The sequence below is a fragment of the Zobellella endophytica genome (genome assembly GCF_003012775.1).
In the GTDB taxonomy this organism is placed as follows: Bacteria; Pseudomonadota; Gammaproteobacteria; order Enterobacterales; family Aeromonadaceae; genus Oceanimonas; species Oceanimonas endophytica.
Genome location: NZ_PXYG01000008.1, coordinates 146,423 through 160,072, shown reverse-complemented (window position 1 = coordinate 160,072; position 13,650 = coordinate 146,423). Strand labels below are relative to the sequence as shown.

General features: G+C 62.1%; 11 protein-coding genes. 7 read left to right on the top strand and 4 right to left on the bottom strand.

From position 1 onward, the window contains the following. The first annotated feature begins 213 nt into the window (after window positions 1-213). Window positions 214-1,071: an ABC transporter substrate-binding protein gene (locus C7H85_RS16260; RefSeq protein WP_106730752.1), complete on the top strand. Its 858-nt coding sequence runs from the start codon at window positions 214-216 to the stop codon at window positions 1,069-1,071. Between the two features lie 720 nt (window positions 1,072-1,791). Next, complete coding sequence (locus C7H85_RS16255) at window positions 1,792-2,838, top strand: type II asparaginase (protein WP_106730751.1); 1,047 nt, start codon at window positions 1,792-1,794, stop codon at window positions 2,836-2,838. Between the two features lie 229 nt (window positions 2,839-3,067). On the opposite strand, the gene C7H85_RS16250 is transcribed toward C7H85_RS16255, so the two are convergent. Then, window positions 3,068-3,991 carry a DMT family transporter gene (locus C7H85_RS16250; protein WP_106730750.1) on the bottom strand — a complete coding sequence of 308 codons (924 nt, stop codon included), beginning with the start codon at window positions 3,989-3,991 and terminating at the stop codon, window positions 3,068-3,070. 188 nt (window positions 3,992-4,179) lie between these two features. Here C7H85_RS16250 and C7H85_RS16245 point away from each other — a divergent pair, with 188 nt between their 5' ends. The 5 genes from C7H85_RS16245 (at window position 4,180) to C7H85_RS16225 (ending at window position 8,801) form a co-directional block, all read left to right on the top strand. Continuing rightward, window positions 4,180-5,010 carry an AraC family transcriptional regulator gene (locus tag C7H85_RS16245; RefSeq protein ID WP_106730749.1) on the top strand — a complete coding sequence of 277 codons (831 nt, stop codon included), beginning with the start codon at window positions 4,180-4,182 and terminating at the stop codon, window positions 5,008-5,010. A gap of 96 nt (window positions 5,011-5,106) precedes the next feature. Continuing rightward, window positions 5,107-5,478: a thiol-disulfide oxidoreductase DCC family protein gene (locus C7H85_RS16240; RefSeq protein WP_106730748.1), complete on the top strand. Its 372-nt coding sequence runs from the start codon at window positions 5,107-5,109 to the stop codon at window positions 5,476-5,478. Between the two features lie 78 nt (window positions 5,479-5,556). Then, window positions 5,557-5,919: a cupin domain-containing protein gene (locus tag C7H85_RS16235; protein WP_106730747.1), complete on the top strand. Its 363-nt coding sequence runs from the start codon at window positions 5,557-5,559 to the stop codon at window positions 5,917-5,919. A 441-nt stretch (window positions 5,920-6,360) separates the two neighbouring features. Beyond that, window positions 6,361-7,713, top strand: a complete 1,353-nt coding sequence (locus C7H85_RS16230) for a diguanylate cyclase domain-containing protein (RefSeq protein ID WP_245879695.1) — start codon at window positions 6,361-6,363, stop codon at window positions 7,711-7,713. A gap of 116 nt (window positions 7,714-7,829) precedes the next feature. Then, window positions 7,830-8,801 carry an arsenic resistance protein gene (locus C7H85_RS16225; RefSeq protein ID WP_245879694.1) on the top strand — a complete coding sequence of 324 codons (972 nt, stop codon included), beginning with the start codon at window positions 7,830-7,832 and terminating at the stop codon, window positions 8,799-8,801. Window positions 8,802-9,018: 217 nt separating this feature from the next. On the opposite strand, the gene C7H85_RS16220 is transcribed toward C7H85_RS16225, so the two are convergent. The 3 genes from C7H85_RS16220 to C7H85_RS16210 are packed head-to-tail and all read right to left on the bottom strand — an operon-like array spanning window position 9,019 to window position 13,594. Next, window positions 9,019-10,110 (bottom strand): hypothetical protein, encoded by a 1,092-nt coding sequence (locus C7H85_RS16220; protein WP_106730744.1) that lies wholly within the window; start codon window positions 10,108-10,110, stop codon window positions 9,019-9,021. Between the two features lie 31 nt (window positions 10,111-10,141). Continuing rightward, window positions 10,142-10,453 (bottom strand): hypothetical protein, encoded by a 312-nt coding sequence (locus C7H85_RS16215; RefSeq protein WP_106730743.1) that lies wholly within the window; start codon window positions 10,451-10,453, stop codon window positions 10,142-10,144. A 39-nt stretch (window positions 10,454-10,492) separates the two neighbouring features. After that, window positions 10,493-13,594: a peptidoglycan-binding domain-containing protein gene (locus tag C7H85_RS16210; protein WP_158260112.1), complete on the bottom strand. Its 3,102-nt coding sequence runs from the start codon at window positions 13,592-13,594 to the stop codon at window positions 10,493-10,495. Window positions 13,595-13,650: the final 56 nt, after the last annotated feature.

Genomic DNA, 13,650 nt, shown 5'->3' with positions numbered 1-13,650 from the left:
CTTCACCCGCTCGTCGTCGGGCCATCTTTCTGGTAACGGATCAGCGCAACGGGCTGGCAGCCACTGTTCCTGTTTTTGCAACGAAGCGTACCGGATCGGGCTGCAGCCGGCGCGGGCGAACCATGAGATAATGAGAATCGTTATTGATACTATTCGGTGTTATTCCGCTCGCCGGGCACCTCATTTCATGGACATCACACGAAGGAGAATCGAATGAATCTGACAAAAACCTTGTCCGCCGCCGGCCTGTTGCTGGCCAGCCAACTGGCGATGGCCGCCGGAGAGCCGGCCCGGGTGGCAAGCTTCGACCACGGCAGCCTGGATACCCTGGACGCCCTCGGCCTGGGCGCCCGGGTGGTGGCGGTGCCCAAGCAGGCGCTGCCCGGTTACCTGGAGCAATACGGCGCCGGCGACTATGCGGATGCGGGCGGCCTGCGTTCACCGGATCTGACGGCGCTGAAGGCGGCCAATCCCTCCCTTATCCTGATCACCGGCCGCCAGGGCGACATGAAAGAACAGCTGGCGGCCATCGCCCCGGTGCAGGACATGAGCCTGCACGGCGACGGCTACTGGGAAAGCTTCAGCCACAAGGTGCGGGCGCTGGCCGAATCCTTTGGTGCCGCCGAGGCGGCCGAGTCCGCGCTGGCGGAGCTGGAGCGGTCCATCACCGCCCTGCGCGCACAGATCGACGGCACCCCGAGCGTGATGGTGGTCACCCACAACGACGGCCGGTACTCGCTGCGCACCGAGCCGGTGGTGGCCGAACTGCTCGGGCTCGCGGCGCCCGCGTTGCCGGCCGGGGTGGAAAGCATCACCAACGGCAACCGCACCTTCACCCCGCTGACCCCGGCCCAGATGGCCCAGGCCGGCCCCGACGCCCTGCTGGTGGTCGACCGCAGCGCGGCCATCGGCGGCGAGGCGCTCGACCCGGCGCAACTGCGCCAGGCGCTGGATGCCGAAGGCGGCGACGCCATCAAGCTGACATACCTGTCGCCGGCGCTCTGGTACCTGTCCGGTGCCGGGCTGCAAAGCGTGCGCCTGCAGGCGCAGGAAGTGGCCGAAGCGCTCTGAAGCCCCGGCCTGGAAGTCAGCAGGGATCATGACCGGAACGGACAGCCTTTGCCGTTTCGGTTAGCGAGATACAGGTAGCAGGGCCGGCGAATCTGCCCACCGAGATCTTCCACCTCAGCCGGCCAAAGCTCGCAAATGCGCATGCCGGATAACAAGTATTCCTTGATGATCCGGCAAGCCTCACATCATGGCACAAGTCATGATGAACACGACTCCCGACAGAGCACGAAAGCACGTCATTTATAGACTCGGGGCAGGAAACATTTCGAGATAATCAAGCGAGCAAGGGTTTCCGGATAAGAACAGAATAATAATTGACCAAGATTTCCTCTATGTATTTTCTTGACACAATCAAAACGGATAGTCTTGCAGCTGGACTAATTGAGGCTTGCTCGTACCGTTCAAAAAATGATCACACGTTAACCCTGCATTCGATGTAAGCACACTTCTTGATTTCTTTTGAATAAAATCTTTCGCCATTTAACTTAACACAACAGCCACAATCCCCCCTGCAATGGAAATCCACCCCTGCTTCATGAATGTGCCTTTCATGCACCAATATGAGTTAAAGCCAATGATAAAGGGCACAAAAAAAACACAACCCATTGATTTTCATGATTTTACGCCATGGCATGATATATGCTTAAATGATATCTCCTTTAGTTAAGTAACCTATATATGTTTTTTGGTAACTACTATAAACAACAGAGATGGAATCATATGAAAAAGACACTCGCTCCCTCATTCATAGCTGCAGCTCTTATGACGACTTCCTTCATCGCTGTTTCTTCGGATACCAAGCCAGGAGTAATTATATACGCCACTGGGGGCACAATCGCGGGAAGCTCAACTAGCAACACCGACACTACCGGCTACAAAGCCGGCTCGTTGGGCGTGGATATTTTAATTGAGGCTGTCCCGGAGCTAAAAGATGTTGCAATTATTTCTGGTGAGCAAATAGCAAACATAGGAAGTTCTAATGTAGATCAAAAAACCCTCCTTAAGTTAGCAAAAGAAATTAATGAAAAGTTAAAAAGTGATGATACTCATGGGGTTGTGGTGACCCATGGGACCGATACCTTAGAAGAAACAGGTTTTTTCCTAGACTTAACAGTAAACAGTGAAAAACCTGTAGTCATGGTTGGGGCCATGAGGCCAGCGACAGCAATTAGTGCCGACGGCCCCATGAATCTGTTGCAAGCTGTATCTTTGGCAGCAAGCGATATGGCGAATGATCGAGGAACCATGATAGTGCTGAATGACAGGATAGGTTCGGCATTCTATACAACAAAAACGAACTCAACCACTCTAGACACATTTATGGCATCCGACCAAGGCTTTTTAGGCACTTTCATTGGCAGCAAGCCGAAGTTCTACTTTGAACCTTCAACCCCTGTTAAAAAGCCGACCTTTGATATATCCAAGTTGGATGAACTACCGAAAGTCGCCATTCTATACAGCCATCAGGATCAGGATGTTGCTTTGCTAGACATGCTTGTTGACAAGGGAGCAAAAGGTATTGTACTGGCAGGAAATGGTAACGGTTCCTTATCTGAAAGTGTAAAAACCAAGGTAAAAGAGCTGATGGAAAACGGAGTACCTGTAGTTAGAAGTACCCGCACTGGCTCCGGATTTGTAACAGATAAAGAGGAAGGAATTGGTTCTGGTTATTATAATCCACAAAAATCTAGAATCCTGCTGACATTAGCTCTTTCAGAGAATGCCAACATGGATCAAATAAGGGAATATTTTAATTCGGAAGTTTGACAATAGTCATCACGTATCCGTGCTATATAGTTTAGCCACAGTCAAGATATAGCCACATTACTACAGCTTCCATAAATACGCCTTTAGAGTAAAAACTACTTTTCCTGCTCTAAAGGCGCCTGAGCTGTTATCAGGAAATTGAGAACAAAGAGGAAAAAGGTTTAGAGAGATCAAAAACACAAGCTCAGCTTCCCCAAGACTCTCCGGACAAAAAGCTACTGTTTTCCTTCTACCTGGCCTCCCGGCCGGTGGCGCGCGCGAGCAGCGACTTGAGCCAACCCTCGCCGCTGACCAGCACCACCCCGGCGATCACCAGTAAGGCCCCGGCCAGAAACTCCGGTTCCAGCGGCTCCCGCAGCAGCCAGGCGCCCAGCGCCACCCCGAACAGCGGCGTCATGAACGACAGCACCACCACCCGCGAGGCCAGGTAATGGCGCAGCAGCCAGAACCAGATCAGGAAGGCGGCGAAGCACACCACCACCGACTGAAAGGCCAGGCTCGCCAGGACCCGGGGGGTGGGCGAAAAGTGCAGCTGATCCAGCACCACCGCGCAGGTCAGCAGCAGCACGAAAGCCGCCACCAGCTGGTAGAGCAGGGTCTGCTTGGCCGACGCCTGCGCCAGCCGCGAGGTGCGGATCACCACGGTGGTGGCGCCCCAGGCGGCGCCGGCCAGCAACGCCAGCAGGTCGCCGGCCAGGCTGCCCTGCCCGCCCCCGGGCCCGAGAAAGGCCAGGGCGATGCCGCCCAGCGCCAGCAGTATGCCCGCCCATTGCAGCGCCGACAGCCGCTCCGACGACACCAGAAAGTGCAGCGCCAGGGCGGTGAACACCGGCGAGGTGTAGAGGAACACCACCGCGTGGGAGGCGGAAGTAAAGCGCAGCGCCTCCCCCAGGAACAGGTATTCCAGGGTGAACAGCATCCCCACCACCAGGCCCGGCTTCCAGCTGCCGTCGGCCAGTTCCAGCCGCTCCTTGCTCCGGCGCATATAAAGGAATACCAGCACGGCGGCGATGCCGGAGCGCAGGGCGAGCTGCAGCACCGGGGAAATATCCCCGGCGGTGGCCTTGATCACCACCTGCTGCAGGCCGAGGCAGAGGCAAAATGCGAGCATCAGGCCGACTGCCTGGGGATCCAGCGGTTTGCGGCTATCCATGGGTGGGCTCCGGGGTATAAAAAGTCAGGCGCCTATTGTGGCACTGTCGGTTTCAATGGATATAGCTAAAATATGACAGACGATAGCGGTAACCCGACAAGGTCGTGGCCCTGTGGCCTCAGGGAAAGATGGTGCAATACGGCTCGTCATGCCCGCAGGCGGGCATCCAGGGCAGAGGTAACAACCAGATGGCAGCAAACGGGAATAATCACGGCGCGGGTCCGTCGCCGGCCGGGCGGCGCCTGCACCAGCCGCCGTTCAGCGAGCAACTGCCCGCGCCCATCTACTTTCGCGCCGCCGCCATGCCGGCGGCGGCCAGCTACCCCCACCACCGCCACCCCTGGGGCGAATTCGTCTATTCCTACAGCGGGGTGATGGAAGTGCGGGTGGGCAATCGCCAGTACCTGGCTCCCTCCCAATACGGGCTCTGGCTGCCGCCCGAGGTGGCGCACCAGGGCTTCAACCGCCAGGAAGCCTGTCACTGCTCGCTCTATGTATCGGCCGGGCTGTGCCGGCGGCTGCCGGCCGTCCCCTGCGCACTCACGGTGACCCCGCTTATCGGCGCCCTGCTGGAGCAGTTGCGACAACGGCCGCCCCGCCAGCCCTATTCGGAGGAAGACGCCCGGCTGCTGCAGGTGCTGGTGGACCAGCTGGCCGCCACCGACTGCGCCGGCAGCTACCTGCCCGGCTCGGACGATCCCCTGCTCGGCCGGGTGCTGGCCATGCTGGAAGCCGAGCCGGGCGACCACCGCCCGCTGGCGGAGCTGGCCCGGGCCGTGCACAGCACCGAACGCACCCTGCTGCGCCGCAGCCAGCAAGAGCTGGGCATGTCGCTCACCGAATGGCGCCAGCGGCTGCGGGTGGTGCGGGCCATGCCATTGCTGGAAGAAGGCCGCAAGGTGGAGAGCATCGCCCTGGAGCTGGGTTACGCCGGCGCCTCGGCCTTTATCGCCATGTTCCGCCGGCTGATGGGCATAACCCCGGACGAATACCGCAGAAGCCGCCAGGCCGGAGGCTGAGACGCCGGGCATCTGACGGCCTTGCTGGCACGGGAGGCCCGGTATACTTCAGTCATTAGCGCCCGGTTTTTTCCGCCTCGGCAGGAGGGTGATGGCATGAACGACAAACCCAGGCTCAAGGTGTATTACAACTCGGCCTGTCCGGTGTGCAAGGCCGGCATCGAAGGGCAGAAAACGAAGGAGAGCCGCTGCGACATCCAGTGGAACGACGTGCACCGGCACCACCGGCTGGCGGCCGAGGTGGGCGCCGATCTCGAGCGGGTGCGCGAACGGCTGCATGTGGTGGACGAACACGGCGAACTGCAGGTCGGTTTCGACGCCTTCCTCGCCCTGTGGCGCAACTCGCCCGCGGAGCGCTGGAAGGCCAGGGTCTTCGGGCTGCCCGGGGTCAGGCAACTCGGCCGCCTGGGCTACAACCTGTTCGCCGCGGCCCTGTACAAATGGAACCGGGCGAACCGGCACTGGTAGGCCGCCGCCGCTTTCCTTTTCGGCGCCCTGCGTTTACTTTGTTAAACGACCGAACAATACACTTAACAAGGAGCCGTTATGTCCAAAAGCCTCGAGGATGTCATCGTCATGGGCCGCCACCCGGTGCCGGCCGAAACCATGGCCCCCAACCCGGATACCCTGGTCGCCGGCCACCCGGTGCAGACCCTGGCCAACCACTACAGCAGCGCCGACAACCGCTTTCACGTGGGCACCTGGGGCAGCGAGCCGGGCCGCTGGCGCATCAACTATACCGAGCACGAATACTGCAAACTGCTGAAGGGCCGGGTGATCCTGCACGACCAGGCCGGCAACCGCCTGACGCTCACCCCCGGCGACGACTTCATCATCCCCGCCGGCTTCCGGGGCGAATGGGAGACGGTGGAGTCCTGCGAAAAAATCTACGTGATCTACCAGCCCTGATGGCCAGGGCGGCGGAGCTGCAAGGGCGGGTGAACAGCTGCAGCCTGCCGTTGCCGCCCGACACCCTGGGTGCCGCCGTTCGGCAAGCGCTGCCGGACAAGCCGGAACTGGCGTAGCGACCGGCCACTACCTGAGCTGGCCGGATGAGGCTCCTTGGCACCGGCACACCTCGGAGCCGAAACGGGGCAACCGGAGAGAAAGCCCCGTTCGAGACTCACCCCTGTCCGGCAAGCGCGCGCCGGCCCCGCCGCCGCTTGTGCCCGGCCTCGAATCGGTCCAAACTGCGGTATCCGGGCGTCATCCAGGCAATGGACGCCACGCGCTTGTGCCAACATCCACCAAAGGACGTAACCCATGGATGAACGCTCTCTTCCCGCCGGGCAGACAGGCGGGGCTGCCGAGGCCCCTCCGGCCGGATGTGACGCGGCCCCGATGAACACCATGCCCCATATTTCCCTGAACAACTTCACCGACCTGCTGGTGGATGCCATCTGTGTGGTGGACGCCCGGGGCCACTTTCTCTACGTGAGCGCCGCCGGAGAACAGATCTTCGGTTACCGGCCCGATGAAATGATCGGCAGGAACATGCTCGACTTCATCCATCCCGGCGACAGGGAAAGGACCCTGAACGCCGTGGACGACATCATGGCCGGCCAGCCCAAGCCCCATTTCGAGAACCGCTACCTGCGCAAGGACGGCAGCACAGTCCACATCATGTGGTCCGCCCGCTGGTCGGAGTCGGATCGGATCCGGGTGGCCGTGGCCCGGGACATCACCGAACGAAAGCGCGCCGAGTCGCGGCAGGCGGCCATCTACGCCATTGCCGACGCGGCCAACATCCTGGGCGATCTGGACGGGCTGTTCCGGCGCATCCACCAGGTGGTGGACGACCTGCTCTGTGCCAGCAACTTTGCCGTCGCCCTTTACCACGCCGACACCCGGCAGCTGGACTTTCCCTACCGGGCCCATCCCGACGGCGCGGCACCCGATGTGACCGCCCTGATCAGCCGGGTGCTCAAAGAACGGGTGATAGAGCGCGGCCAGAGCCTGCTGCTGAGCGCCGACGAGCTCCGCTCCCAGTTTCAGGTGCCCGTCGGCCCGGACATCGCCCACTGGCTCGCCGCCCCCATCAAGTCGAACAACGAGGTGCTGGGGGCGCTGCTGGTGCTGGGGCCGGCCGGACATGCCCGCTTCAGCGAGCAGGACAGGGAGCTGCTCCAGTTTGTGGCGGTGCAGGTGGCCACGGCGATGGAGCGCAAAAACATCCTGCTCCGGCTGGAGCGCATGGCCCGGTACGACCCGCTGACCGACCTGCCCAACCGCACGCTCTTTCTCGATCGCCTGCAAACGGCGCTGAAAAAGGCGCACCGGGAGCAACGCCGTCTGGCGCTGCTGTACCTGGATCTCGACAAGTTCAAGCAGGTGAACGACACCCATGGCCATCTGGCCGGCGACCGGCTGCTGCAGGAAGTGGCGCGCCGCCTCACCGGCTGCGTGCGGGAGTCGGATACCGTGGCCCGCCTGGGCGGCGATGAATTCGTGGTGCTGCTGGAAAACATTCAGCAGCCCGAAGAGGCGGAGCCGGTGGCCCGCAAGATTGAACAGGCCCTGGCGGCCCGCTACGAGCTGGCCGAGGCGGTGCTGCATATCAGGCCCAGCATCGGCATGGCCATCTATCCGGACCATGGCGACTCGGAGCTGGAGCTGATGGACCATGCGGACAACGCCATGTACCAGACCAAGAAACTGTCGCTCGCCGCCGTGCCGCGGCCCCGCTTTTCACCGAATACCTGAGCCAGGACCACGCCCAGCCCCATACAGGACCACAACGGTGAATCCCGCCCCGATACACGACGCCATCACGGCCCGCGCCACCCGATATTCAGCCCGACACTAACCAGGAGATGTTTTTGCCGCGCCGCGACACCCTCGAAAAATACCAGCTGCTGGCCTATCTGGCGGCCATCGCCACCGGCCTGCTGGCCGGCCAGTTGCTGCCCACGGCGGCCACCCTGGGCGAGCGGGCGCTGTGGCCGCTGCTGGCCTTGCTGCTGTACAGCACTTTTACCCAAGTGCCGCTGGTGGAGCTGCGCCGCGCCCTGGCCGACCGCCGCTTTATCGGCGCCGCCGTGCTGGGCAACTTTGTGCTGCTGCCGCTCATCTTGTGGGCGGGGCTGCCGCTGCTGCCGGACGAGCCGGCGCTGCGGCTGGGCATTTTGCTGGTGCTGCTGGTGCCCTGCACCGACTGGTTTATCACCTTCAGCCAGCTGGGCGGCGGCGATGCCCGCCGGGCGCTAGCCTTTTCGCCGGTGAGCCTGCTGCTGCAACTGGCCCTGCTGCCGCCCTACCTCTGGCTGCTGCTGGGCGAGCCGGTGGCCACCGCCGCCGCCCGGCAGGAGATGCTGCTGGCCTTCGGCGGCCTGATTTTGCTGCCGCTGCTGGCCGCCTTTATCACCGAACGGTGGGTGGCCGGGGCCTCGCCCCGCCAGCGCCTTATCGACCGGCTGGCCTGGTGCCCCGTTCCCCTGCTGGCCCTGGTGCTGCTGGTGATCGCCGCCGGCCAGGTGCAGCTGGTGAGCGCCTCGCTCGGCCTGTTGCCGCCGCTGGCGGGCATCTATATCACCTTTCTGCTGCTGGCGGCCGGGCTGGCCCGCGCCCTGGCCGGTGCCTTCCGGCTGCCCGTCGCCCAGGGCCGGACCCTCGCCTTCAGCCTGGGCACCCGCAACTCCTTCGTGGTGCTGCCGCTGGCCCTGGCCCTGCCCCCCGGCCAGGAGCTGGCGGTGGTCGCCATCGTGTTCCAGTCCCTGATCGAGCTGCTGGGCATGGTCGCCTTTCTGTGGTGGATACCGAAGCAGCTGTTTCCCGCATCGGCTGCGCGGTGAGCCGGCCTCCGGAGGACGGTCGCCCGGATTTCCTGGAGCACCGATCCGTTTTAAAACTTAGGCAGTGACGACTCCTGGGGCGCGGACGCCCTGCCCGCATGAGGGTGGCACCGAGGTGGGTGAAGGCAGGCGGGCCGCCTGCGCTCCACCAGCAAGGCGCACATCTGGCAAACGGCGGTGTTTTCCTGCTGGCGAGAGTTGCAGGGGTAACACATGCTCAGTCCACGACCGGCAGGGTGTTATGCAATGCATCAATGCGCTCCTTGACGGCCATAGCCTCCTCGATGCGTTGAAAGAAGTGACTAATGGCCATCGTATAGCCACTGACCATGGAGAGGGAGTAGTGGGTTACACCGCCGGAACTCGAGCGCGCGTTGATGTCCATTAACAGGCTGCAGCCCCAGGCGCCGAGATCGTGCTTGTTGGCGGGCGTCGACAAGCTGGTGACGCGGCCGTTTGCATCCTGGTGTAACCAATATCCGAGAGTTTCGGCACAAGGACCCGCCCCACCCTCTGGCTTGGTGAGCATCCCCTCGAGATCGTAGAACCAGTACCACTGCATGCCGTCGGCAGCTTCCGCACTCGGTGGACCATACTGCTCGAACAACGCGTCCTGCAGGCCTTCCAGCGGAACCGTCGCCTCGTACTCGCGATAATAATGGGCCGAGTAGAGTACGTCCCAAGGCCAGCCGGTAATCTCTGCCGGTGCCGCACGACCCTGAACATTGCGGCGCTTCCCGGCTTCCACACCAACGTCACGGCGAAAGTTCCGATAGACATACGCATTCGGGTGGCTGGCGGGTCGCAGCGGTCCGAGATCTTCGCGACTCAGCAGCGGACCCAGCCGGACGCCTTTGACGTCATGACGCCGGAAATGGGGCGCGCCGAAATCCACTGACACCAACGGCACCCGCGCGAGAACACGGTGACGCCGGCTGTAGCGCGGCTCGGCTTCGACCCTCACACCGTCACTCTCCAGAGTCAGAGCGAACCGTGGGCACAACGTATCGAGGCCATGACGGCGTGCGTCCAACGGTGCATCGACACCGAACGTAATCGACCGGCCCGTGTAGCTTCCGGGCACAGCGGTAGCCAGGCAGCCACGCCCTCTGCCGGCAACCGCGGCATAACTGCCGCGGGAAGAGACGAACGTGACGATGTGATCACCCCCCGGCAACGCATCCTGCCCCCCAGCGAACTCGATAATTGTGATCCCGTCCATGGATTCGGTCGCGGCTGCCGGGGCAGTCCACACCGTCCCGCAGGCGACGGCCACGGCTCCCAGGAATCGTCCCTTTTGTCGCTGCATCCCCCTTCCTCCTCTTTCCGCACCACCGTTTCTAGAGGTCCACTTTTCGCGCTTCAGTGCCGCGAATCTGGTCACGCAACGCTTGCACCTGCTCCAGGCGCCAAGTGAAGTGATTCAGCGCGGCGGCGTAGCCGTTCATCACCTCGAACTCATACCGGCTTACCGTGCCCTGTACGCTGGCGTCATCGCGCAGGCGGGCGACCAGGACGCAGTTCCATGGACCCACGTCCACCTTGATCCGCGACAGCGGCTCGGTGATACCGTCCAGGGAGCCGACCTGGCTTTGGGTGGTACCTAGCGCCGTTGCGAGCAACGTGAGTATCATGAGAGCCAACCGCAGCATTGTATCTGCACTCCTTTTGAGGATTTGTTAGCAGCGGGTTCAGAGGTCAAGACCGGCTTCCACCTTTGCGGCCTGTTCCGTGCGGTCTTCGACGTAGGTCTGGTAATCCCGTTCGGCTGACTGCGCAGCGACCGCGTGATCGAACAGCCACAGGCGCATGGGCTCGCCCCAGGCATGCGCGACCACCACCGGTCCACAGGCTGACCAATCATCTGCCGGACGATGCTTATCCGTACCACCCCCCGTGACCTGTACCTTGCTCGACAAGCCGAAATCGATCTGCGCCAGCAGCAAACGGTCCATGTGGCTAGCTGTGCCCGCGCGGAGCGTACTCTCGCTGGTACCGAGGTCACTGGTACGGAACGCGGTACAGGGGCTGAGATCATCCGCAGCCCCCCACCTGAGGTAATAGGAAGATCTGTCGGCGCCCACCCCGTATTTGGCTGTTAGAGCCCGATAGACCGGATCGGCATCGGTATAGAGAGCGTTGCTTTCCACGCTGTTCGCACGATTCATGCGGGTGCGGCGGAATACAGCCTGAACCTGGTCCGCATTACCCGCAGCGGTGAAAAGAGCGACGACCTCATCGTCGTCAGTGCCGATAAAAACACGGGAAACCGCGTAGCCGTGGCCGAGTGTCGCCTCCTGCTTGATCCTGTCGTAGACTCGTGCCACCTGCATACGCTGACGCAGAACGACCTCTGCTTCATCCATGGTCATTCCCAAGCGCACACCGAGCACATCCCACTCCACGTTTTCTCCCACCGCCAGTGGCGCGACGTCGTATTTCTGTTCATGCAGGGTGGTCAATTTCCATGAGCCCGCTTGCTCGGTATTCGGGATCCGACCTAGGATTCGCAACGTACTGGGCTCAAGATGTAACACAACAGCATCAGAGACGGCTGCAGTACCATAGGTACCGGCCTGCTGGCCAAGTTCAACGATCTCTGTCTTCCGTACGACCACGTCCAGTTCCACCGGCCAACTCCAACGCTGCCCCTCGGAAATGGTGGTGAGTTGGTCCAGGGTCACGTCGGGCAGGTACTTCCCGAGTAAGTTGGGAAACACCAGCAGCGGTATTCGACGCCGATTTACCCCGGCAAGATAATCAGAGCTCTTATCGAGTTCCGGCAACGCGATCTGTTCCTGTCTGTAACCCCGGGAAACCAAAGGTTGCAGCACGCTGCGACCGCTATAATCCGACTGACGGAAGCGAAGCTCGGCGCGGTCCGGATCGTTGCCGCCGTCCACCCGCACCAGGTCCCCCTGCAACACGAATCGGGCCGGCAGTGCCTTCGCCCTTGCCAGGCTCCAGGCCTTAAACAATTCGAGCTGCTGGGGCGTCAGCTTCTGGTTTTGGCTGAGGGTCACGCCCGGCGGGAAGAACGGCACATAGAGCGGATCATAAGATGCTAGCTTAGTAACATCCGTGCCACGGCTCGACATCCGGTTCTTGTCGTAGTAGCGCAAGTCAGCCAGGGAGTGATGACGGGCCAGCACGTTCCAGGCTTCGGCACTCAGCGTATCGCCATTCGCCTTCAACAGCAGCAGGGCAACGGTGTCCACGTTCAGCATCGCCACCTCGGGCATCGGAATCCTCTCGGGCAATCCGGCGAGCAGCACGGACGGCGCGGGCGCGTCCACGGCGAAGGTATACAGGTGCCGTTCGAGATCCGGATCTTCGTACAGGGCCACAGACTCCACATCGAGCTTGATGGGGACCAGAGGCTCGTCCTCCAGCTTGCCGTGAATCGGGCTCTCGCGAGCACCGGATAAGGTGAGTTCCACCGCGACGAACACCTTGCGCAGCGCCCCAAGTCCCTGGGGGAAATCCGGGTCCACCGGGATCCGCTGGATCAACTCCTCCGCCGCCAGCGGATCCATTGGCCACAAAGACGGAAGGTCTGCCGCCACCGGCAGGTAGTCATTGCCGATGCGAAAGCAATCGGACTGCGGCAGGTCGAGCTCAATCGGCCGAAGGAACGGGAAACCACCTTGGTTCGAGTCGAAGGCCCGCAGCATGAGACGATCGACGAAGATGAACTTCATGGGCAGCCGTGGCGCCGCGGTCACCAGTCCGGTCAAGAGCCCGTTAAAGTGCTGTTTGGCGCGCAAGCGCTCGAACTCATTAGTACCTGTGCCCTTCCAGTCACGGAACTCCTTGGTGGTTTCAGGTTGCAGGATCTCATCCCGGGCCGCACCGGATAGCAATCGATTGGCGACGCACAGGGCACGAGCGTCGGCGCTATAACTCCCCGAGGGCCCCGTGCTATCCGATGCGCGCGCAATGCCCGGATTGAGACCTATGCGGATATGGTCGAGAAAATGGCCAAGAGTGGCAATCTCTTCGGCGCTGGCGATGCCCTCCCGCTCGATGGTGCCACTCCACCCCCCCTTGACCAGCAACGGCCGGCCGCGAACGACCCGGACCCCGGCCTGCTGCGCGGCAACAGTCGCCGCGGATGCCGGAGCCTCTACTTCCATCTCTTGGGTCGCATACGCTTGTCCCGCTCCTGCCACCGGCACGGCGCCAGCGGGAGCCGGGGCAACCAGGGATCCGACAGGGTTGGCCAGGGTCGGAGCCTTGGCCGCCTCGGGAGACGAAGGTGGCGAGGTCTCTGTCCGTGTTGTTGCCGTGCGGGCCTGGAACGAAGCCTTCAGTTGGGACATGAGCTCAGCAGAGGGAACCCCGGTCTGTACCAGCCCGTGGTCGGCCTGGTAGCGCTTGATCGCATCGACAGTGTGGGAGCCAAACGCTCCGTCCACGGGGCCTGGCCGGTAGCCGAGTTCGGTCAGCAGATATTGCACGCGCTTTACCCGCTGCGGTGGGTAGTTCGAGGCAGTAGAGGGAACGGGCGCCGATGTCGCCACGGGTGGCCCGGACACGAGTCGCCAGCCGTCGGCCTTCATCGCCACGCCGTTGTACACCCGCCTGCCGGCCACCACACCGGTCATTTCAATGGCCGAAAGGGTGGGACACTCGAAACCCAGGGCGGCCCGAGCGAGGCCGAGCAGCCGCTGCAGTCGCACCTGATCCTCGGTGAACAGCGACGGGTCGGGCGCCGTGACCGTCACCGGTGCCGTCGTATCGCAGCGGTACTGTGCAGGGAGGCTTAAAGTCACATCGCCGTCGGAGCCCAATTGCCGCTCCTGGGCCGCAGGGGTTCCCGTTAGGAATAGGTAGGTAAGCAGTACCG

Coding starts and splice junctions, on each gene's coding strand:
- C7H85_RS16260 (WP_106730752.1), top strand. CDS start 214: ATGAATCTGACAAAAACCTTGTCCGCCGCCGGCCTGTTGCTGGCCAGC.
- C7H85_RS16255 (WP_106730751.1), top strand. CDS start 1,792: ATGAAAAAGACACTCGCTCCCTCATTCATAGCTGCAGCTCTTATGACG.
- C7H85_RS16250 (WP_106730750.1), bottom strand. CDS start 3,991: ATGGATAGCCGCAAACCGCTGGATCCCCAGGCAGTCGGCCTGATGCTC.
- C7H85_RS16245 (WP_106730749.1), top strand. CDS start 4,180: ATGGCAGCAAACGGGAATAATCACGGCGCGGGTCCGTCGCCGGCCGGG.
- C7H85_RS16240 (WP_106730748.1), top strand. CDS start 5,107: ATGAACGACAAACCCAGGCTCAAGGTGTATTACAACTCGGCCTGTCCG.
- C7H85_RS16235 (WP_106730747.1), top strand. CDS start 5,557: ATGTCCAAAAGCCTCGAGGATGTCATCGTCATGGGCCGCCACCCGGTG.
- C7H85_RS16230 (WP_245879695.1), top strand. CDS start 6,361: ATGCCCCATATTTCCCTGAACAACTTCACCGACCTGCTGGTGGATGCC.
- C7H85_RS16220 (WP_106730744.1), bottom strand. CDS start 10,110: ATGCAGCGACAAAAGGGACGATTCCTGGGAGCCGTGGCCGTCGCCTGC.
- C7H85_RS16215 (WP_106730743.1), bottom strand. CDS start 10,453: ATGCTGCGGTTGGCTCTCATGATACTCACGTTGCTCGCAACGGCGCTA.